Annotated in this window: 16 protein-coding genes and 2 pseudogenes; 13 read left to right on the forward strand and 5 right to left on the reverse strand. The window is 72.3% G+C overall.

Annotated elements, in window-relative coordinates; all coding sequences use genetic code 11:
* Positions 1-34: 34 nt before the first annotated feature.
* On the reverse strand, positions 35-1,492 hold the full coding sequence (locus tag OG933_RS06535) for an MFS transporter (RefSeq protein WP_405625847.1): 1,458 nt from the start codon (positions 1,490-1,492) through the stop codon (positions 35-37).
* Positions 1,493-1,660: 168 nt separating this feature from the next.
* Between OG933_RS06535 and OG933_RS06540 the strand changes: the two genes are divergently transcribed.
* Positions 1,661-2,116: a MarR family transcriptional regulator gene (locus tag OG933_RS06540; RefSeq protein WP_362519319.1), complete on the forward strand. Its 456-nt coding sequence runs from the start codon at positions 1,661-1,663 to the stop codon at positions 2,114-2,116.
* A gap of 70 nt (positions 2,117-2,186) precedes the next feature.
* Here the strand turns inward: OG933_RS06540 and OG933_RS06545 are convergent, their stop codons facing one another.
* Positions 2,187-2,666: a hypothetical protein gene (locus tag OG933_RS06545; RefSeq protein ID WP_405625848.1), complete on the reverse strand. Its 480-nt coding sequence runs from the start codon at positions 2,664-2,666 to the stop codon at positions 2,187-2,189.
* A gap of 215 nt (positions 2,667-2,881) precedes the next feature.
* On the opposite strand from OG933_RS06545, the gene OG933_RS06550 reads away from it, so the two are divergent.
* The 4 genes from OG933_RS06550 to OG933_RS06565 all read left to right on the forward strand — a co-directional run bounded on the left by OG933_RS06550 (position 2,882) and on the right by OG933_RS06565 (position 7,873).
* On the forward strand, positions 2,882-4,003 hold the full coding sequence (locus OG933_RS06550) for a PP2C family protein-serine/threonine phosphatase (RefSeq protein WP_362519313.1): 1,122 nt from the start codon (positions 2,882-2,884) through the stop codon (positions 4,001-4,003).
* A gap of 126 nt (positions 4,004-4,129) precedes the next feature.
* Positions 4,130-4,855 (forward strand): response regulator transcription factor, encoded by a 726-nt coding sequence (locus tag OG933_RS06555; RefSeq protein WP_405625849.1) that lies wholly within the window; start codon positions 4,130-4,132, stop codon positions 4,853-4,855.
* A complete protein-coding gene (locus OG933_RS06560; RefSeq protein WP_405625850.1) occupies positions 4,852-6,366 on the forward strand; it encodes a sensor histidine kinase in 1,515 nt (504 codons plus the stop codon). Before OG933_RS06555 ends, OG933_RS06560 begins: the two co-directional genes overlap by 4 nt.
* A gap of 166 nt (positions 6,367-6,532) precedes the next feature.
* Positions 6,533-7,873: a DUF3500 domain-containing protein gene (locus OG933_RS06565; protein WP_405625852.1), complete on the forward strand. Its 1,341-nt coding sequence runs from the start codon at positions 6,533-6,535 to the stop codon at positions 7,871-7,873.
* 57 nt (positions 7,874-7,930) lie between these two features.
* Here the strand turns inward: OG933_RS06565 and OG933_RS06570 are convergent, their stop codons facing one another.
* Positions 7,931-9,319 carry a glycoside hydrolase family 43 protein gene (locus OG933_RS06570; RefSeq protein WP_389504145.1) on the reverse strand — a complete coding sequence of 463 codons (1,389 nt, stop codon included), beginning with the start codon at positions 9,317-9,319 and terminating at the stop codon, positions 7,931-7,933.
* Between the two features lie 259 nt (positions 9,320-9,578).
* On the opposite strand from OG933_RS06570, the gene OG933_RS06575 reads away from it, so the two are divergent.
* The 4 genes from OG933_RS06575 to OG933_RS06590 all read left to right on the forward strand — a co-directional run bounded on the left by OG933_RS06575 (position 9,579) and on the right by OG933_RS06590 (position 13,371).
* Positions 9,579-11,000 (forward strand): amidase, encoded by a 1,422-nt coding sequence (locus tag OG933_RS06575; protein WP_405625854.1) that lies wholly within the window; start codon positions 9,579-9,581, stop codon positions 10,998-11,000.
* A gap of 26 nt (positions 11,001-11,026) precedes the next feature.
* The gene (locus OG933_RS06580; RefSeq protein ID WP_020127564.1) at positions 11,027-11,245 is read left to right on the forward strand and encodes a hypothetical protein; all 219 of its coding nucleotides are present in this window, start codon (positions 11,027-11,029) and stop codon (positions 11,243-11,245) included.
* 154 nt (positions 11,246-11,399) lie between these two features.
* Positions 11,400-12,881, forward strand: a complete 1,482-nt coding sequence (locus OG933_RS06585; RefSeq protein ID WP_362519293.1) for an SPFH domain-containing protein — start codon at positions 11,400-11,402, stop codon at positions 12,879-12,881.
* 43 nt (positions 12,882-12,924) lie between these two features.
* Entirely contained in the window at positions 12,925-13,371 is a 447-nt protein-coding gene (locus OG933_RS06590; protein WP_362519290.1) for a type II toxin-antitoxin system PemK/MazF family toxin, read from the forward strand.
* On the opposite strand, the pseudogene OG933_RS06595 reads toward OG933_RS06590, so the two are convergent.
* A pseudogene (locus tag OG933_RS06595) lies at positions 13,356-13,646 on the reverse strand (TIGR02452 family protein); the annotation flags it as partial. The gene OG933_RS06590 and the pseudogene OG933_RS06595 overlap by 16 nt on opposite strands.
* The gene (locus OG933_RS06600) at positions 13,631-13,819 is read right to left on the reverse strand and encodes a hypothetical protein (RefSeq protein WP_405633716.1); all 189 of its coding nucleotides are present in this window, start codon (positions 13,817-13,819) and stop codon (positions 13,631-13,633) included. The gene OG933_RS06600 and the pseudogene OG933_RS06595, both read right to left, overlap by 16 nt.
* Before the next feature lie 308 nt (positions 13,820-14,127).
* On the opposite strand from OG933_RS06600, the gene egtA reads away from it, so the two are divergent.
* From egtA to OG933_RS06620, 4 genes and pseudogenes are all read left to right on the forward strand, one after another.
* A complete protein-coding gene (egtA, locus tag OG933_RS06605) occupies positions 14,128-15,429 on the forward strand; it encodes an ergothioneine biosynthesis glutamate--cysteine ligase EgtA (RefSeq protein ID WP_362519287.1) in 1,302 nt (433 codons plus the stop codon).
* Positions 15,426-16,796, forward strand: coding sequence for an ergothioneine biosynthesis protein EgtB (egtB, locus tag OG933_RS06610; RefSeq protein ID WP_362519284.1), 1,371 nt, complete (start codon positions 15,426-15,428; stop codon positions 16,794-16,796). Before egtA ends, egtB begins: the two co-directional genes overlap by 4 nt.
* Positions 16,796-17,587, forward strand: a complete 792-nt coding sequence (gene egtC, locus OG933_RS06615; RefSeq protein WP_362519281.1) for an ergothioneine biosynthesis protein EgtC — start codon at positions 16,796-16,798, stop codon at positions 17,585-17,587. The genes egtB and egtC overlap by 1 nt, the downstream gene beginning before the upstream one ends.
* Positions 17,557-18,252: pseudogene (locus OG933_RS06620) on the forward strand (L-histidine N(alpha)-methyltransferase); the annotation flags it as partial. The gene egtC and the pseudogene OG933_RS06620, both read left to right, overlap by 31 nt.
* Positions 18,253-18,312: the final 60 nt, after the last annotated feature.

Raw genomic sequence — 18,312 nt, forward strand, 5'->3', positions numbered from 1 at the left:
GGGCGACCTGCCGCGGTCGCCCCCCTCCGGTGTCTCAGACCCTGGCCTGCTCGGGCGCGGCGCTCTGGTCGGTCGCGTCCTCGCCGGCCGCCGCGGCGCGGGCGGCGGGGATGACGGCGGCGATGGCCGCGGAGATCAGGGCGAGGGCGCCGCCGACCAGGAGCGCGGTGCGGAAGCCGTCCTCGGAGGCGAAGGTGTAGCCGCCCATGGTCGTGGTCATCTGGGAGAGGATCACGCCGATGACGGCGGAGCCGATCGAGGTGCCGAGCGAACGCATGAGGGTGTTGAAGCCGTTGGCGGCGGCGGTCTCGGTGAGCGGGACCGAGCTCATGATCAGGGCGGGCATGGCGCCGTAGGCGAGGCCCACACCACCGCTGGTGATGAGCGTGACCACCATGACGCCCCAGGCGGACCCCATCAGCGCCAGGGAGACGAAGTAGCCGGCGGCCAGCACCAGGGCACCGCAGACCAGGGTGAACTTCGGACCGCGGGCGTTGGTGAGCTTTCCGCCGAGCGGGGAGATCAGCATCATCATCAGGCCGCCGGGCGCCATCCACAGGCCGGCCGCGAGCATCGACTGGCCGAGGCCGTAGCCGGTGGCCTCCGGGAACTGGAGCAGCTGCGGCATCACCAGCATGCTCGCGTACATGCCGAAGCCGATGAAGACCGAGGCGAGGTTGGTGAGGAGCACCCGGGGACGGGCCGTGGTGCGCAGGTCGATCAGCGGGTCGGTGGTGCGCACCTCCCACACGCCCCAGCCGACGAGGGCCACGACGGCGGCGGCGAACAGACCGAGCGTGGTGCCCGAGGCCCAGCCCCAGTCGGCGCCCTTGGAGACCGCGAGCAGCAGCGAGACGAGGCCGACGCCGAGGCCGATCGCGCCGGGCAGGTCGAACCGCTGACCCTTGGCGCCGGCCGGGACGTCCGGGACGAGCATGAAGATCAGGACGGCGACGACGGCGGCCAGGGCGGCGGAGCCCCAGAACAGCACGCGCCAGTTCGCGTACTGGGCGACGGCGGCGGCCAGCGGCAGGCCGATGGCGCCGCCGATGCCCATGGAGGCGCTGACCAGCGCGATGGAGCCGCTGAGCTTCTCGGCCGGTACGACGTCCCGCAGCAGCGCGATGCCGAGGGGCACCATGCCCATGCCCATGCCCTGGAGACCGCGCCCCACGATCATCGTCACGACGTCGGAGGCGAACGCGCACACCACCGAGCCCACGATCAGCGGCACGGAACAGGCGAGCAGCATCCGGCGCTTGCCCAGCAGATCGCCGAGGCGGCCGACGACGGGCACGCACACGGCGGCCACCAGCAGGGTGACCGTGATCACCCAGGCCGCGTTCGAGGACGAGGTGTCCAGGATCTGCGGCAGCTCGGCGATGAGCGGGGTGACCAGCGTCTGCATGATCGCCGCGGTGGTGCCGGCGAAGGCCAGCGTGGCGATCACGGCACCTGAGCGGGCCGTGGGCTGGAGAGCGGGGGCGCCCATGGGGGACTCCTCGACTTGGGATGTGCGGTGAAGGTCCGCGGGAAGGGTCTGCGCGCAGCACGCGAAGGATGTGCATCGTACATGTCGTGTGTATCAAGCACATGCTGTGGCCCGTGCACAGCGATGTGCCAGGATGGTGCGGGCGCACGGAAGCAGGAGGTCGGGCACATGGACACGCCGACGCACGAGGTCGAGTACGAGCAGATGCTGCTCAGCCGCCACACGTTCCTGAACCAGCGGGGCGGTCGCCGCAAGAACAGCCTCTTGGAGCGCAGCGCCTACATCCTGCTCAGCCGGATCCGGGTCCAGGGACCCATGTCGATCGGGGAACTCAGCGAGGCCTTCGGACTGGACGCCTCCACCCTGAACCGGCAGACCGCGGCGGCCATGCGGGCGGGGCTCATCGAGCGGATCCCCGACCCGGAGGGCGGGATGGCCCGCAAGTTCCGGCTCACCGACGAGGGCACACGCCTGCTGGACTCGGAGCGCGAGGGGATCGTGGACATCCTGGACCAGGTGATGACCGACTGGCCGGACGAGGACATCGCCGCCTTCGCGGGCTATCTACGGCGCTTCAACTACGGCATCGAGGCCATCGGCGGCCGCCCCTGGCCACGCCCGTGACGGCGTGGCCGCCCCTGGCCGGATGACTTCGTCGCCGTCGCCGAGCCGGCCTTGGCCGCAGGCGGCGGTGCTACGACGCGCCGGGCGCCGCGCTCGGGCCCGTGGAGCCCAGCTGCCGGATGGTCCCGCCGAGCATGGGCCGCAACCGCGTCAGTGTCTTCGGCTGCGCGCTGACGACCCAGCGGGAACCCACGAGGTACTGGCCCCCGTAGATGCTCGCGGACTCGAGCCATGTCTCCTTGTACTGCTCCTCGGGGAAGGTGGTGATGAGGTAGTCGGATTCCTCGGTGTGGCAGACGCCCTGGCGCAGCTCGTCCGCGTCGATGCGGATCTTGGCCGTGCAGCCGGTCAGTCCGGCGATCACCTCGACCTTCGCCGGTGCCACGACGCCGGCCGCGGGAGCGGCGGTGACCGCGGTCGGCGCGGGGGTGCCCTTCTCGGCGGTGGCCTCGCTCCCGGCGCCGCCGCACGCGGTGGCGAAGGAGAGCAGGGCCAGGCTGCCTGCCAGTGCGGCACCGCGCACGAGGCGGGCCGTGGGCTGCTGAAGCACGTACAACTCCGTGGTCGGCGCTCTTCCCGTCACCTCCCGTGGACGCGCCTGCCGACGGGCCCGTGGACGGGCGTTCGGCAAGGGGTACGGGTGGACACCGGCGCCCGTTCAGCCGCGCGTCCGGGACCGGCGTGCTCCCCGGCCGGCATCACCACCCGCCCGGGCCGGGGACCTGTCTAAAGTACAGAGAGATCACCACCTGCGCGGGAGTTCCCATGACCGGTCCCCGTCGGACGCGCCCCACCGACGCCCTCGAAGCCATCGAGCCCCCGGGCAACGCCGAGACGGTCGTCGGTGTGCTGTCGGTGACGGTCCTGGTGGAGGTGCTCGGCGTCCTGTCCGGATCCGAGGTGTGGCTCCTCGGGCTGCTGGTCTTCCTGCCGGGTACGGCGTCGGCGCTGTGCACGGTCCAGCAGACGAAGTTCGTCGCCGCCTGGACCACTCTGTTCGTCACCCTCACCCTGCTCGTACGGGCCGACGACAACGGCCGGTGGCTCGACCGGGCGCTGCTGGTGCTGCTCACCCTCGCCCTGGGAGCCGCCTCCGTCTACGCCTGCCACCGGCGCATCGCGCGCGAGCACGAGATGCTGCGGCTGCGCTCCACCGCCGCCGCCATGCAGCGGCACATCCTGCACCCCCTGCCCCTGCTCACCGACGACGTGCTGGTCAACGGCGTCTACGAACCCGTGCAGGAGGACCGGCTCGTCGGCGGCGACATCTACGACGTCGTGGCCTCGCCCTTCGGCACGCGCGTGCTGATCGGGGACGTGCAGGGCAAGGGGCTGGCCGCGGTGGGCGCCGCGTTCGCCGTCATCGGCGCCTTCCGTGAGGCGGCCCACCGGGAGCCCACGCTCACCGCCCTCGTCGACGCCCTGGACGCCGCGGTCGTCCGGCACAACTCCTACGCCGAACAGACCGGCGACGACGAGCGGTTCGTCACCGCCCTGATCATCGGCGTCGACGCGGGCACGGAGGCGCAGGTCGTCAACTGCGGGCACATTCCGCCCCGGTTGGTGCACGACGGCGCCGTCACCACACCGGCGGTGGACACCGGCGTCCCGCTCGGGCTCGCGGACCTGGCCGCCGAACCCACCACGGTCGGGTGGTTCGCGTTCCCGGCCGGTTCCACGCTGGTGCTGACCACCGACGGCCTCACCGAGACCCGCGCCCACGACGGCACCTTCTACCCGGTCGACGAGCGTCTGATGAAACACCTCGACCTCTCCCCCACCGAGCTGCCCCTGGCCCTGCACGAGGACGCCCGCGCGTACGCCGGGTACGACCGCCGGCACGACGACGTCGCCGTGCTGACCGTCCGCCGGTCGCCGCGTCACTGAACACGGCCGCCGCCGACCGGGCGGCCGGTCCGTCCCTGCCTCGTCCGCCCCCTGCCTCGTCCCTCCCATGGCGCGCGCTCAGCTCGCGCACATGCTCCTCATGGTGAACGGAGAGAGGGTCGAGCCATGTCTGGCGTCCCCGGTACCCGTACAGGCACGGTTCGCGTGCTGATAGTCGACGACGAGCCCGAGCTCACCGAGCTGCTGTCCGCCGCCGTGACCGAGGCGGGGTGGCGGTCCTTCGCGGCCGCCGACGGACGCAGCGCGCTGCGCATCGCGCGCGACTGCGCCCCGCACGTCGTCGTCCTCGACGGCATGCTGCCCGACGTCGACGGGGTCGAGGTACTGCGCAGGCTGCGCAGCGAGAACACCCGGCTGCCCGTGCTGATGCTCACCGCACGGGATGCCCTGGAGCACCGCATCGACGGGCTGTCGGCCGGCGCGGACGACTATGTGACCAAGCCGTTCTCCCTGGAAGAGGTCGTGTTGCGGCTGCGCGGTCTGCTGCGCAGGTCCGGCCCCGGCGACAGCGCCGACCAGGGTCCCGTGCGGGTGCTGGGCGATCTCGTGCTGGCCGAGAGCACCCGCGAGGTGCGGCGCGGCGGAGTGCCGGTCCCGCTCACCACCAAGGAGTTCGACCTCCTCCGGTTCCTCATGAGCCACCCGCACCAGGTCCTCAGCAAGGCCCAGATCCTCGACCACGTCTGGAACGCCTCCTTCGACGGCGAGGGGAACCTGGTCGAGGTCTACATCTACGGACTGCGCGCCAAGATCGACAAAGGGCGGGCGCCGATGATCCGTACCGTGCGCGGCGCGGGGTACGCGATCAGAGCCGCGGACGAAGGGGCATGACGGTCCTGTCGGGCCGGCGGCGCGGGGCGAACCCGTCCGGCACCGGTCTGGGCCGGCGGTCCCTGCGGGTGCGCCTCGTGCTCTTCGTCTCCGTGACCCTGGTCGCCGTGTGCGCGGTCATGGCGCTCAGCACCGTCCTCGTCCAACGCGTCTATCTGCTCGGGGACCTGGACCAGCGTGTCACCGACGCCGCCGAGCGCAGCCAGGGCGGATTGCAGCGCCGGACGGGCGGTGCGACGGATCTGGGGTTCCTCAACGAGCGCGGGCAGCCGGCCGGCACCCTGGCGGCCCGGTTCGCCGACGGGGAGATCATCGCCGCCGAGGTGGTGACCGAGGACGGCCGTCAGGGGGTCCTCACCACCGCTCAGCGTGCCGCCCTGCAGGGGATCACCGCGGACGGGTCGCTGCACACCCGCGACCTTCCCGGCCTCGGCACGTACCGGGTGACCGCGCTCGGCGGCGACGGGGTGCCCGTCCTGGCCGGGCTCCCGATGGCCGACGTGCAGCAGGTGATCGACCGTCTCGTCGTCGTCGAGGCGGCGATCGCCGCCGTCGGACTGGCCACCGCCGCCTGCGCCTCCGCCGTCGTCATACGGCGGCAGCTGCGCCCGCTGGGCCGGGTCGCGGCCACCGCCGCCGAGGTCGCCCGGGTGCCGCTGGACCGCGGCGAGGTCGCCGTCCTCGCCCGTGTCGCCGCGCGGGACACCGACCCCGGCACCGAGGCCGGCCAGGTCGGCGTCGTGCTCAACCAGCTGATCGACCACGTGGAGGCCTCGCTCGCCGAACGCCGGCGCACCGAGGAACGCATGCGCCGGTTCCTCGCCGACGCCAGTCATGAACTGCGCACACCGCTCGCCTCGATCGCGGGGTACGCCGAGTACATGAACGGCGGCAACCGGACGATCGCGCCGGAGCTGGCCTGGCGTCGTGTCTCCGCCCAGTCGGCCCGGATGACCGGTCTGGTGGAGGATCTGCTGCTGCTCGCCCGCCTCGACGAGGGGCGGCCGCTCCGGCGGACCGAGGTGAACCTCGCGACGCTGGTGGCGGAGGCCGTCTGGGACGCGCAGGCCGCGGGAGGCGAGCACGACTGGCAGCTCGCGCTGCGCCTCGACGGGCCGGTGACGGTCGTCGCCGACCCGTCCCGGCTCCATCAGGTGGTGGCCAACCTGCTGGCCAACGCCCGTGTGCACACGCCGGCCGGCACCAAGGTCACCGTCGTCGTGGAGTCGCTGGAGACCTCCCGATGCGTGATTCGCGTACGGGACGACGGTCCGGGCATCCCGCCCGGCCTGCTCCCCTCGATCTTCGAGCGGTTCACCCGGGCCGACGGCTCCCGCTCCCGCATGCCCGGCGAGGAGGGCGGCACGGGCCTGGGCCTGGCCATCGCGGCGGCCCTCACCCAGACGCACGGCGGCCGGATCGACGTGGAGAGCGAACCGGGGCGAACCGAGTTCTCGGTGACGCTTCCGACGGCCGGCCGCTCCGCCGCCCCGTCCTCCCCGCAACTCTAAGGACTCTCACAGAACCGCAGTTCGGACCGTGTGCAAAGGCTCCGCGCGCACCGATTGCGACGGCCGCCCGGGCACCGCTTCAGGCCTGCCTCAGCCTGCTCCTCCAGAGTGATCACCCGGCGGCCGTTCAGCGGGGACGTGCCCCTGACGAAGGGAATCAGCGACGATGACCGAGCTCGACTCCGGTGAACCGACGGCCCACGAGACACAGTCCGAAGCCGGCCGCCGTGCCCACGCGAGCCGCCGCAACTTCATGCGCAAGGTCTTCTTCGCCAGCGGTGCCACGGCCGTCGCGACGATGGGCGGGGCCGGCGCCTGGGCGGCGCTGGCCGACGACGCCACCACCACTGCCTCCGCCGATCCGAGCGCGGTGCCGAGCGGCGCGCCCAGCGGGGGTCCGGGCGGCGGTGCCGGAGGCCCCGGCAACCAGTCGATCACCGAGGACTTCTTCGGCCTCACCACCGACGGCAAGCGGGTCGACGACCTGTTCACGATCCACTCCACGGGCGTGAAGACCGCCCCGGTGATCGCCGCCGCGAACGCCTTCCTGGCCGGGCTCAGCGACACCCAGAAGACCTCGACGCAGTTCACGGTCCACTCGACCGAGTGGCGGCTGTGGAGCAACGTCGACTCCTACGCCCGCCAGGGCGTGTCCCTCGCCGACCTGAGCGACGAACAGAATGCCCTGGGTACGGCTCTGTTGAAGTCGGCGCTCAGCGCCGACGGCCTGGAGACCACCGAGAAGATCCGGAAGATCAACCAGGCGGCCGGCGAGGCCATCGGCAACACCGACTCTTTCAACGAGGACGCCTACTACTGGACCGTGATGGGCACCCCGTCGGCGACCGAGCCCTGGGGCTTCCAGCTCGACGGCCACCATCTGGTCATCAACTACTTCGTCCTCGGCGACCAGGTCGTGATGAGCCCCTGCTTCTGGGGTTCGGAACCGACCTCGATGGAGATCGACGGCGAGACGGTGACGGTCTGCCACGAGGAGGTCGTCGCCGGCCTCGCCTTCATCAACTCCCTGAGCGCGGCGCAGCAGGCGGTCGCCATCGAGTCGTCCACCAAGTCCAACGAGTCGATGACAGCGGGCGCGTTCTCCGACAACGCGGTCCAGGAGTACACCGGCATCCGCGGCAACGCCCTGACCGCCGCCCAGAGGACCAAGCTCCTCGGCATCGTGCAGGCCTTCACCGGGCGGGCCAAGGCCGACGTGGCGAAGGTGACGCTGGCCGAGGTCCGCAAGCACGTCGACGACACCTACGTCACCTGGGCCGGCGGCACCGGCGACGACGACGCCTTCTACGTCCGCGTCCACAGCCCCGTCGTCTGGATCGAGGTCGACTGCCAGGCCCCGGGCCCCCTCGCGGGCGCGTACGGCGCCACCCAGGGCAGCGGCGCCACCCAGAAGCACGTCCACTCCATCGTTCGTACCCCCAACGGCAACGACTACGGCAAGGAGCTCCTCAGGCAGCACTACCTGACGTCGCCGCACCACCGGTGAGGTCGTACCGGTGAGCCACCGGGCCGGGGCCCCGTCATCCCGGCCCGGTCCACCGGCTCAGGCCCAGGCGGTCGCCGCCACGAAGGAGCTGTCCTGACGGAACAGGTCGGTGCCGTCGGGCTGTTCGACCCGGAGCTGGTAGTTGTAGTGGCGCAGGTAGTACCCGGGGTAGTTGTACGACTCGAAGCGGACCGAACCGCTCGCCGAGCCCGTCCGGGCGATGAAGGTGGCGTCCTTCGCGAAGGACGCCGTGCCGTCGTTGGCGTCGAAGCGGCCCCGGAAGGAGTAGTGGCGCAGGTAGTTTCCGGCGGCGTCGCGGAAGGAGTAGGCGTTCGCGTCGGCGAGGCCCGCCACCACGGTGAAGGTGGACGCCTGCTTCTCGGCGGTGGTGCTGGAGCTGGTCACCACGGGCAGGTTGAGCAGCGCGGACTGCTCCTGCCAGTAGCGGGTGGTGTAGTTGCCGGACCGGAAGGAGCGGGTGGCGTTCTTCGTGAGGGTGGGGCCACCGGTCACCGTCTCCTTGATGACCGTGAAGTGGCGTGCCGTACCGGAGATGCCGGGCAGCGCCTTGGGCGCGCTCCAGGTGGCGAAGGAGTCGTAGCTGTCGCTGTAGTAGTAGTTGCCGTCGCCGTAGCCGTCGAAGAAGATCCGCCAGGCGCCGTTGTCGAGCTGGATGACGGACGGGCCCTCGCGGTAGCTGCCCCAGCCCGCCCAGTCGCCGGTCCTGGTGATCGTGTAGGGGCCGGCCAGACTCGACGCCGTGCCGTACTCGATGTACTTCGCCGTCTCGTTCTTCGTGAACGCGTGGTAGGTCGAGCCGACCTTCACGATGTAGGTGTCGATGTGATTCGACCCGATTCCGGACAGGGCGACCGGTGAACTCCAGGCGGTGAGCGCGGAGTTGGTGGCCTTGAGCAGATACGGGGTGAAGATCCACTCGTCGCTGGTCACGGAGCAGGACACGATGACGTTGACGCTGCCGTCGCTGTCGACGAACCACTCCGGCGCCCAGGCGCGGGACAGGTTGGTGATCGGGACCGTGTAGTCGTACAGGAACGTCCAGTTGACCCGGTCGGAGCTGCGGGCGAAGCCGATGGTGGTGCTGGCGTCCTGCCAGGTGTGGGTCGTGTAGGTGACGTAGTAGTAGCCGTTGGTGTGCTTGAAGACGCTCGCGTCGCGGATGCGGTTGCTCGGCGGGGTGTAGGCGGAGGACTGCAGCAGCCGGAAGTCGGTGGCGTCGTCGGACTGGTAGACGTTCACCGTTCCGTCGTTGCTGTTGAGGAACGGCACGATCGTGTAGCGGGTGGCCGAACCGGCGGCCGGCGCGGCGGCCAGGGCCGTGCCGAGCAGGCCGGGCGCCTCGCCGAGCACGAGTGCCGTGGCGGGCAGGACGGCCATCGCGCGCAGCAGGGCACGGCGGGACGGGGCGGGGGGACGGGTCGTCATGGCGGCTCTCCTACGGCTCAAGGCACGTCCAGCGGTTCGACATCCCGAACAAAGTTCGGAAAGTCGATCAGAAGGTAGGGGTGAGGCAGGAACACGTCAATCCTTTGCGCAGGAACGGACGATGCCTGTGGGACGTCTGTGGCGGGGCGGCCGCCGCCCTTGTGGCGGACGGGCAAACCCCTTCCGCCCGCGTGCCGTTCCACCGCCGGGCCGCCAGACGTTACCGTGCGGTAGACATCGTCGTCCCGGAGGTGCCCGCATGACGCCCGACCGTGCCGCAGGCCTGACCGCCACCGCCCGCGCGCTGGCCGAGGGCGAGGTGTCCTCCCGCACACTCGTCGAGCACGCCCTCGCCCGGATCGAGGCGAGCCAGGGCACCCTCAACGCCTTCCGGATCGTGCGGGCCGAGGCCGCGCTCGCCGAAGCCGACGCGGCCGACCGGGAGTTGGCGGCCGGGGGCCGGCGGCCGCTGCTCGGCGTCCCCGTCGCCGTCAAGGACGACATGGACGTGGCGGGCGAGCCGACCGCCTTCGGCTGTCAGGGCGTGCACCCCGCGGTCACCGAGGACGGCGAGGCGGTCCGCCGGCTGCGCGCGGCCGGCGCCGTGATCGTCGGCAAGACCAACACCTGCGAGCTGGGCCAGTGGCCGTTCACCGAGGGCCCGGCCTTCGGCGCGACCCGTAACCCGTGGAGCACCGAGCACACCCCGGGCGGCTCCTCCGGCGGTTCGGCGGCCGCGGTGGCGGCGGGTCTGGTGCCGGCCGCGCTCGGCTCGGACGGGGCCGGCTCGGTCCGCATCCCCGCCTCCTGGACCCATCTGGTCGGCATCAAGCCGCAGCGCGGCCGGGTCTCGACCTGGCCGCGCGGCGAGTCCTTCCACGGCATCACGGTCAACGGCACGCTGGCCCGTACGGTCGCGGACGCGGCGCTGCTGCTCGACGCGGCGAGCGGCAACCACGCGCACGATCCGCACCGACCGCCCGCCGTCGACGCCTCGGCGGCGGTGGGGCGCGACCCCGGCCGGCTGCGGATCGCGCTGTCGCTGAAACCCCCGTTCACCGCCGTACCCGCCCGGCTGCGACCCGAGGTGCGCGCCCGCGTCCTCGAAGTCGCCGAGCGGCTGGCGGGCCTCGGGCACACCGTCGAGGAGGCCGACCCGCCGTACGGGCAGATCGGCCTCACCTTCGTGCCCAGGGCGACCGCGGGCATCGCCGAGCGGGTCGCCGAGGCCCCGTTCCCCGCGCTTCTCGACCGGCGCACCCGGGGCGCCGCCCGGCTGGGCCGGCTGCTGGGCGGGGTCCCGCTGCGGGCGGCCCGGCGGGCGGAGGCCGTCCTGCACCGCCGTATCGGCGGCTTCTTCGAGAAGTACGACGTGATCCTCGCGCCGACGACGGCCGCTCCCCCGCCCCGCATCGGGGCCATGCTGCACCTGAGCGGCTTCGCCACCGACCGCGCGATGATCGCCGCCTGCCCCTACGCCTGGCCGTGGAACGTGCTGGGCTGGCCCGGCGTCAACGTCCCCGCGGGCTTCGCGCCCGGCGGGCTGCCGGTCGGGGCACAGCTGCTCGGCCCGGCGAACAGCGAGCCCCTGCTGATCTCGCTCGCCGCCCAACTGGAGGCGGAGCTGCGCTGGCACGAGCACTGGCCGCGGGAAGCGGTCGCGGACTCGCCGGCCGGATGAGCGGGTTCCGCCCGTACCCTGTGACCATGGACGATGCGTCGATGGTCGGGCTCATGGGGCGGGTCACCGGGACGATCGGGCCCGGGCTCGTCGGCGAGGTGATCGTCCGGGTGCGCGGCGGGGCCGAACACTTCCTCGCGCACCCGGCGGACGGCACGGGCCGCATCGAGTCCGGCACGGTGGTGATGGTGGTGGAGCACCTGCCGCCCAGGACGGTCTACGTCACCCGGGCGTACGACAGTTGAGCCCGTCCCGGCGCAGGTGAGAGCGGTTCTGTACGTCTTCGGGAACGTAAGCGTCAAGATTGCAACAAGGATTCGCCGACGTCTTCAACCCTGACCCGGGCAGGCGCAGACTCCCTTCGTTCGGTGCCGAAAGGGCACCATCAAAAGGGGGCGTATGCCGATGGTTGTCGGCGTCGTTGCGGGGGTGGCGGTTGTCGCCGTCCTCGGTCTGATCGGTCTGTTCAAGATGATGTGGCGCGTCGCGGAACCCAACGAGGCACTCGTCATCTCCGGCTCCAACCACCGCACGGAGGGCCTCGAGGCGGGCATGGGTTTCCGCATCGTCACGGGGCGCGGGACGATGGTGATGCCCGGGGTCCAGGTGGTGCGCAAGCTGTCGCTCGACCTGAACGAGACCGAACTGCACGTGGACTGCGTGACGCACCAGGGCATCCCGCTCAAGGTGCGGGGCGTGGTCATCTTCAAGGTCGGCGACGACTTCGTGTCGATCGCCAACGCGGCCCGGCGATTCCTCGACCAGCAGAAGCTGATGTCGGAGCGGGTGCACAACGTCTTCGCCGGTCATCTGCGGTCCATCGTGGGCGGGTTGACGGTCGAGGACATGATCCGCGACCGGGAGAAGCTCACCGGGCAGACCCGTGCCGCCTGCGGTACGGAGATGGAGAAACTGGGCCTGATCGTGGACTCGCTGCAGATCCACGAGATCGAGGACCCGACCGGCTACATCAAGAACATGGCGATGCCGCACGCGGCGGCCGTACAGCGGGACGCGCGGATCGCGCAGGCGGAGGCGAACCGTCTCGCCACGGAGGCGGAACAGGCCTCGTTCGCCCGGATGGCGGAGGCCACCCGGGACAGCGAGATCCTCCAGGCCGGCTACCAGGCCGAGCGCGACAAGGCGGGCGCGCGGGCCCGTCAGGCGGGACCTCTCGCGGACGCCGCCTCCCGGCAGGAGGTCGTCGTCCAGGAGACGCGGGTCGCCGAACTCGAGGCGCAGCGGCGCGAACAGCAGCTCCAGGCGGACGTCCGCAAGCCCGCGGACGCGCAGGCCTACGAGAAGCGCACGCTGGCCGAGGCGGAGCGCGACGCGCGGATCTCGGCGGCGCAGGCCAAGGCGAAGGAGACGGAGCTCGCGGCCGCCGCCGAGGCGACCCGGGTCAAGGCCGCCGCCGGCGCCGAGGCCGAGGCGACCAGGACCCGGGGCGAGGCCACCGCGGCCGCCACCCGGGCCACCGGTGAGGCCGAGGCGGCCTCCGCACAGGCCAGGGGTCTGGCGGCGGCCGAGGCGGCGAAGGCGCAGGGCCTCGCGGAGGCGGAGGCCATCAAGGCGCGGGCCGCCGCGCTGGCCGAGAACCAGGAGGCGGTCGTCGCCCAGCAACTCGCCGAGAACTGGCCGGAGATCGTCAAGGCGGGCGCGTCCGCCTTCGGCAACGTGGACAACATGGTGCTGCTCAACGGCGCCGACGGTATGGCGGACGTGTTCGCCAAGGCGCTCACCATGGGCGGCACGGGGCTCGGTCTGGCCCGTCAGCTGCTCGCTTCGATGAACCAGAACGGGCATGCCGCGAACGGGACTTCGCCGCTCAACGGGGTGGCGAGCCCGCCTGCGCAGCGGGTGCCGGTCGAGGAGAAGTGACCCGCTGACGACCTGGTCACGGGGGCACCCTTAGGGTGCCCCCGTGACCGCGTTTACCGATGAAGACGTCCCGGGCCGCTCCGGCCCCTCCGCCACCACCGAGGCCGACCCCCGTGAGGTCGGCCGGGTGCGCACCGAGTACTCCCCCGCGCACGACGGCGACCCGGACCCCGGCGAGATCGTGTGGACCTGGGTGCCCTTCGAGGAGAACGACGGCCGGGGCAAGGACCGCCCGGTGCTCGTCGTCGCCCGGGAGGCGGGCGGGACCTTCCTCGCCGTACAGCTGTCGAGCAAGCGGCACGAAGGCGACCGCGAGTGGGTGCCGATCGGCAGCGGGCCCTGGGACCGGTCCGGGCGGGACTCCTGGGTGGACGTCGACCGCGTCCTGCGGCTCCACGAGGACGGCATGCGCCGTGAGGCCTGCGCGCTGGACCGGATGCGGTTCAACCTGGTCCGGCACCGCCTGCACGAGCGCTACGGCTGGACCTGAGGGGCCTTCTGATCGAACACCCGCTCGAAAGCGGCCGGCGCCGCGCTTCCCGGCGCCCGGTCCAGCACCCCGAACACCACATGCTCGAACGTCCGCTCGAACCGCCCGCCGGGTCCGAGCAGCGCCCGGAACGCCCCCGCCACCTGCGCGGGGTCGTTGCGGAACACCCCGCAGCCCCACGCGCCCAGCACCAGGCGCCGGTAGCCGTGCGCGGCGGCCGTCTCCAGGACCCGCCCGGCACGGACGGCCGGCGCGCCCGTCAACTCGGGCGCGCGCCGGCCGGCCCCTCCGGGACCGGTCCCGGGACCGGTCCCGCCGTCCGCGCCCTCGCCCGGGCGGCCTCGATCGCCGTGGAGAGGGACGCCTCGCGCCCGCCGGACGCGCCGTAGCGACCCGCCGCGACGATCCCCTCCGTCTCCCGCGCGATGTCGCGCAGCCGCGCACTCATGGCGCCACCCCCGTGGACTCCATGGCCGCGCGCCGCGCGGTCTCCCGCGCCCCACCCGTCTCCCCCGTCGTGCTCATACACGCATCGTGAGCGATCCTGGACATCGCGTGCAACAGGGTTTCCCGGGCCGGGAAACGCTCCGCGGACCGGTCGGGAACGCCTGGAGAACAGCTCGAACTCGGTCCCGAATGTACGGTTGTGTACCCTTGTGCGGATCCGTTCGAGGGTTTTGGGTGGGACGAGCGATGCCTGTCCGGCCGCACCGAGGCCGGACCGGTGGCATGGTGGAATCTCAGGAGGATCCCGACATGTCCGACTCAGTCAGCGACTGTACCGACGAGACCCCGACCCGCAGCGCCCTCACCGAAGCCGAGGTGGAGGCCCTGGTCAGGGGCATCTGTTTCAAGACCGGACCACCCCGCACCGTCGGGGTCGAGGTGGAATGGCTCGTTCACGAGCTGCGCGAGCCGCGGCTCCCCGTCACACCCGAACGGCTCGAAGCGGCCTACGCCGCACTGCGCACCCTGCCGTTGAGCTCACCGCTCACCGTCGAACCCGGCGGCCAGCTGGAACTGAGCTCGCCGCCCGCCGCCTCCCTGATGGAGTGCGTGGGCATCGTCTCCGCCGATCTGACCGCCGTCCGCGCGGTCCTGGCCGAGCAGGGTCTCGCCCTCTCCGGCCACGGCACGGACCCCTGGCGCACACCCCGCCGGTTCCTCCACGAGCCCCGATACGACGCCATGGAGGCATGCCTCGACCGTACGGGCCCGGCCGGCCGCGCCATGATGTGCACCTCGGCCTCCGTGCAGGTCTGCCTGGACGCCGGGTACGAGGAGCCCGGTCCCCTGGGGCACGGGCGGCGCTGGTTGCTGTCGCACACCCTGGGCGCCGTCCTGGTGGCGGCCTTCGCCAACTCCCCGCTGCTCGGCGGCGCGCCCACCGGCTGGCGTTCCACCCGGCAGCTGCTGTGGACGGAGATCGGCGCCGGCCGGGCGGGCGGACCCCCGCTCGACGGCGATCCGCGCGCGGCCTGGGCCCGGCACGTGCTGGACGCGCCGGTGATGTGCGTCCGACGCGACAGCGGGCCGTGGGAGGTGCCCGACCGGCTCACCTTCCGGCAGTGGACCCGGACGGGAGCACCGACCCGGGAGGACCTCGACTACCACCTCACCACGCTGTTCCCACCGGTCAGACCGCGCGGCCACCTGGAACTGCGCATGATCGACGCGCAGCCCGGCGACGACGGCTGGATCGTGCCGCTCGCCGTGACGACGGCGCTCTTCGACGACCCGGAGGCCGCCGAGAACGTCTATCGCGCGGTGAAGCCGCTGGCCGAGCGGGCCCAGCCGCTGCCGGCCCCGCACAATCCGCTGTGGATCGACGCGGCCCGGTACGGACTGACCGACCCGGAGCTGCACGAGGTCGCCGTCACCTGCTTCACCACGGCTCTGCGGGCGCTGCCCCGCCTCGGCGCCACCGAGGCGGTGACGGACGCCGTGTCGGACTACCTCGAGCGGTACGTCCTCCCGGGCCGCACCCCCGCCGACGACCTGCTCGACCGCCTGCGCGGCACGGACACCCGCGCGTACGGGAAGGACCTCCGCACATGACCGACCCCGCCCTGGACACCGGGCAGGCGCTGGACGCCGTTCCCGATCCGGTCGACGGCCCCGGCCTGGACGCGGACACCCTCCGCACCCGGGTGCTGGCCTCCCTCACCACGGCCCGGGAGCGCACCACGCTCCTGACGAGCTGCGTCGAGGAGCCCGACCTCACCGCCCAGCACTCCCCCCTGATGTCCCCCCTGGTGTGGGACCTCGCGCACATCGGGAACCAGGAGGAGTTGTGGCTGCTGCGCACGGTGGCCGGCCGTGAGGCGATGCGCCCCGAGATCGACGGCCTGTACGACGCCTTCGAGCACTCGCGTGCCGAACGGCCCTCGCTGCCGCTGCTGCCGCCGGGCGAGGCCCGCCGGTACGCCGCGGAGGTGCGCGGCCGGGTGATGGACGTCCTGGAGTCCGCCGACTTCGGCGGCACCCGGCTGACGGAGGCCGGTTTCGCCTTCGGGATGATCGCGCAGCACGAACAGCAGCACGACGAGACCATGCTGATCACCCATCAGCTCCGGGCCGGCCCGCAGGCCCTCACCGCGCCCGACCCGGATCCGGTGCCGCTGTTCACCGGCCCGGCCGAAGTCCTCGTGCCCGGCGGCCCGTTCACCATGGGCACCTCCGGTGAGCCCTGGGCGCTGGACAACGAACGGCCGGCGCACCGGCGCGAGGTGGCCCCCTTCCACATCGACACCACCCCGGTGACGAACGGCGCCTACCAGGCCTTCATCGAGGACGGCGGCTACGACGAAGAGCGCTGGTGGACGAAGGAGGGCTGGTCGCACGTCCGCAGCAGTGGCATCCACGCGCCGCTGTTCTGGCACCGGGACGGCGGGCAGTGGCTGCGCCGCCGCTTCGGGGTCACCGAGGTCGTACCGCCCGACGAGCCGGTACTGCACGTGTGCTGGTACGAGGCCGACGCCTATGCCCGCTGGGCCGGACGCCGGCTGCCCACCGAGGCGGAATGGGAGAAGGCGGCCCGCTTCGACCCGGCGACCGGCGGCTCGATGCGCTACCCGTGGGGCGACGCCGAACCCGCTCCCGAACACGCCAACCTGGGCCAGCGCCACCTGCGGCCGGCCCCGGCGGGCAGCTACCCGGCCGGTGCGTCCCCGCTCGGGGTGCGGCAGTTGATCGGCGACGTCTGGGAGTGGACGTCCAGCGACTTCCTTCCCTACCCCGGCTTCCGCATGTTCCCGTACAAGGAGTACTCGGAGGTCTTCTTCGGCCCCGAGTACAAGGTGCTGCGCGGCGGTTCGTTCGCGGTGGACCCGGTGGCCTGCCGGGGCACCTTCCGCAACTGGGACCATCCGATCCGGCGGCAGATCTTCTCCGGGTTCCGCACGGCCCGCTCGGGGGCCGTCTGATGTGCCGTCACCTCGCTTACCTGGGGCACGGGGAGCCGCTCGGGCGGCTCCTCGTGGAGCCCGGGCACAGTCTGTACCGGCAGTCGTGGGCGCCCCGGCGGCAACGGTACGGGACCGTCAACGCCGACGGTTTCGGGGTGGGTTGGTACGCCGAAGGGGATCCGGTGCCGGCCCGCTACCGCCGGGCCGGACCCATCTGGGCCGACCTGTCCTTCGCCGACCTGGCCCGGGTCGTCCGCAGCCGGGCGCTGCTGGCCGCCGTACGGGACGCGACGCTGGCCGGTGCCGACGCGGAGGCCGCGGCGGCGCCGTACGCGGCCGGGACCTGGCTGTTCAGCCACAACGGGGCGGTCACGGGCTGGCCGGGCTCACTGGAGTCGCTGACCGGTTCGCTGCCCGCCGCGGACCTGCTGTCGATGGAGGCGCGCAACGACTCCGCGTTCGTCTGGGCGCTGGTCCTCGCCCGGCTGCGCGCCGGCGACACGGGGAGCCAGGCGATGGCGGACACGGTGCTCGAGGTCGCCGCGGCGGCTCCCGGCTCGCGCCTCAACCTGCTCCTCACCGACGGGGAGTCCATCACCGCCACCGCCTGGGGCGACACCCTCTGGTACCTGGCGGAGCCCGGCCGGGGCACGGTCGTGGCCTCCGAACCGTACGACGACGATCCGCGCTGGCAGGAGGTCCCCGACCGCACCCTGCTCGCGGCGAGCCGCGCCGACGTCCTGCTCACCCCGCTCAAGGAACCGAGCACCGACACGGCATCCGCACCAACCGAGGAGACCGGCACGTGAGCCCGTTCCACATCACCCGCACCCTCCCCGAGGACGCCACGGACGCCGCGCTGCGCGCCGATGTCCAGCGCGGCCTCACCGACACCCCGAAGACGCTGCCGCCGAAGTGGTTCTACGACGCGCACGGCAGTGAGCTGTTCGAGCAGATCACCGAACTGCCCGAGTACTACCCGACGCGCGCCGAGCGCGAGATCCTCGTGGACCGGGCCGACGAGATCGCCGCGGCGGCCGGTGCCCGCACGCTCGTCGAACTCGGCTCCGGCTCCTCGGAGAAGACCCGCTATCTGATCGACGCGCTGACCGGCCTGGACACGTATGTGCCCGTCGACGTCAGCGAGAGCGCCCTCACCCAGGCCGGGCAGGGCCTGATCGCCGAGCGGCCGGAACTGAACGTGCACGCCCTGATCGCCGACTTCACGACGGCACTGGCACTGCCCGACACCCCGGGGCCTCGCCTGGTGGCCTTCCTCGGCGGCACGATCGGCAACCTGCTGCCGGCCGAGCGCGCGCTGTTCCTCGCCTCGGTGCGCGCGCTGCTCGCGCCGGGCGACGCGCTGCTGCTGGGCACCGACCTCGTCAAGGACGAGCGGGTGCTGGTGCGGGCGTACGACGACGCGGCCGGTGTGACAGCCGCGCTATGTGGGTCGTTCATCCTGTCCGTTGTCCGCACTGCAACGCCCACCTGTGTGCCCAAGCCCAGGCAGAGAAGCCGGATCGGTTACGGA

Source organism: Streptomyces sp. NBC_00016 (assembly GCF_045040885.1).
Classification (GTDB): Bacteria; Actinomycetota; Actinomycetes; order Streptomycetales; family Streptomycetaceae; genus Streptomyces; species Streptomyces coriariae.